This window comes from Candidatus Neomarinimicrobiota bacterium (assembly GCA_018647265.1).
In the GTDB taxonomy this organism is placed as follows: domain Bacteria; phylum Fidelibacterota; class Marinisomatia; order Marinisomatales; family TCS55; genus TCS55.
In genome coordinates this window covers 1-2,468 of sequence record JABGTK010000057.1, presented here as the reverse complement: position 1 = coordinate 2,468, position 2,468 = coordinate 1, and the positions used below count along the sequence as shown (strand labels likewise).

Below are 2,468 nucleotides of genomic sequence, written 5' to 3'. Positions count from 1 at the left end.
TAATTCTCGGTCACCCGATAGATTAAAATTAAATTTGGCTTTAGATCTTTTAACAGGCTTCTCTATCCCTTTACCATCCAAAACTTTAATTTCGTCTTTAATGGTAGATTCATTCACAATTGATTTTGAAAATTGTATCGCGAAAAATACTTTTTGATCATTAGCCCAGCCTTTGGAGAAACGGTATCCAGTGATGAGTTTGTCATTTTCAATGTTCAATTGGGTATCCATGGTACGATCCCAATTCTGAGCATAGCCTAAATCCAAAACAATTTGGGCATTGCCATCATCACCATAAATATAGCGATGGAACCCCGTTCGCTCAGTGGCTGTGAGTTCCACTTGTATTTTACCTTTATCAAGGAGAACTGAATAATAACCCGGTTCAGCTGATTCGTTATCATGAGAAAATGTTGAACTATAATTCAATTCTTTATAATCACCAACAATTTGTGTGAGGTCTGCATCACCAACATGGGGCATTATTGAAATATCATAGAGGTCCCCAATCCCTGTACCACTAAGATGCGTGTGGCTGAAACCAACAATAACACTATCTGTGGTATGATATCCTGAACACCAATCCCACCCTTGTGTACCATTATCAGGGCTGAGTTGAACCATTCCAAAAGGCACTGTTGCGCCAGGATAAGTATGCCCATGGCCACCGGTGCCAATAAATGGATCTACATATTTATTGTTAGATGAACCTGATTTTGAGCATCCAATTAATGCGAGTATCAAAAATATTATTGGAAATAATTTTTTCATGGATTGATTCTCTAATTAAAGTGAATTGTCTTTTAAGAACGCAATTACCTCATCTATCTTGCAAAAAGCCATAGCTGTGACTGTATCGGCTGCGCCATAATAAATGGCAACCTTTCCATCATCATCGTGGAGAGAGGCTACAGGAAATACCACATTTGGTACGTCGCCCATTAATTCATAATCCACTGCCGGACCGAGCAAATAGGATTTAGAACGATACAATACTTTATCAGGACTTTCTAAATCCAGCAATGCGGCACCCATGGCATAACGAAAACCATTACAAGATTCCAAAACACCGTGGTAGAACATGAGCCAACCAGCATCCGTTCTGATTGGGACCGTCCCTGCACCAATCTTCGCTGTCTGCCATCCCGAATCATTCCAATTAGCCACTTTCATTACAATGCGATGTTCACCCCAGTATTTCATATCGGGACTATAACTGAGATAAATATCACCATAATTATTATGACCGGGACCGCTTGGCCGGCTGAGCATCACGTATTTCCCATCCACTTTTTCTGGAAATAACACACCATTCCGATTGAAAGGAAGAAAGGCATTTTCACACTGATGAAAAGATTTAAAATCATATGTATATGCAACGCCAATTGTTGGGCCGTGGTATCCGTTGCACCATGTGATCCAATAACGGTCTTCAATGAATACGACTCGTGGATCATATTTATATTCCGAATGGATCATGTCTGAATTTCCATTCTTCATTTTGATTGGGTTATTGTTTATATCCCAATCGAGGCCATCCTTGCTGAAACCAACATGGATATTCATTTGCACTGCTTTATTGTCGCAACGGAATACACCTGCAAAGCCATCTTCAAATGATACAACAGCACTGTTAAAAATGCTATTTGAACTGGGAATATGATAACGCCCGATTACGGGATTCTGAGAATACCGCCATACAATATCATTATTCCCTTCAGGACGATCTTCCCATGGAATATTAACTTTACTCATCAATTGCACCTCTTCTTACTTGTAATTCTTGTTCAATATTATTCATCTTTTTTCGATCTAACTTGTAAAACAAAATCATTATTATTGATATCAATCCTGCAGTAGCAGGGATGGTACTCATTAATGCCTTAATACCGGCAATCACTTGTTCCGATTGCTCAACATTTGGTTCAAAGCCAATAGATGTTAGGAGCCATCCTGAAAGTGCTGTACCCAATGCCCATGCAATTTTTTGCGACATGGTTGAAGCAGAAAATACCAAACCAGTGGCGCGTCTTCCTGTCTTCCACTCGCTGAAATCTGCCGTGTCAGCATACATGGCCCAAAGGATGACAGAAATTGGTCCCAATGCAAATGAGCTTATGATCTTCAGCACCATGATGAGCCATAGACTTTCCGGTGTTAAAAAATAATAGGGTAACATGGTTCCAGCCCCCACACTCAAGGATAGAACAAATGTCTTTTTCTTCCCATACCGATCCACAAACCACTTTACACAAAGCACTCCAATGATACTAAAGATCATTGCCAAAGAATTAAATAATGATGTGAGTTCCGCAAATCCGAAAGAGCCTTCGATCCCCGGGAAGTTGATTAGTTGATCCCCCACGTAATATTTAAAATAATAAGTAGAAATCACCATCCCCGTGGAAGTAACCAAATATAGAAACAATGTTGCCAGTAAAAGGACAAACCATTCTCGATTCGCTAAT

The 2,468-nt window shown here is 39.7% G+C and carries 3 protein-coding genes; all 3 read right to left on the bottom strand.

Annotated elements, in window-relative coordinates:
* Nucleotides 1–771 (bottom strand): glycoside hydrolase family 92 protein (locus HN459_03680; GenBank protein MBT3478544.1); only part of this gene is annotated, 771 nt, incomplete at its 3' end.
* Nucleotides 772–786: 15 nt separating this feature from the next.
* Complete coding sequence (locus tag HN459_03675; protein MBT3478543.1) at nucleotides 787–1,758, bottom strand: glycosidase; 972 nt, start codon at nucleotides 1,756–1,758, stop codon at nucleotides 787–789.
* Nucleotides 1,748–2,468, bottom strand: a 721-nt coding sequence (locus HN459_03670; GenBank protein ID MBT3478542.1) for an MFS transporter, incomplete at its 5' end; no start/stop codon positions are given. The genes HN459_03670 and HN459_03675, both read right to left, overlap by 11 nt.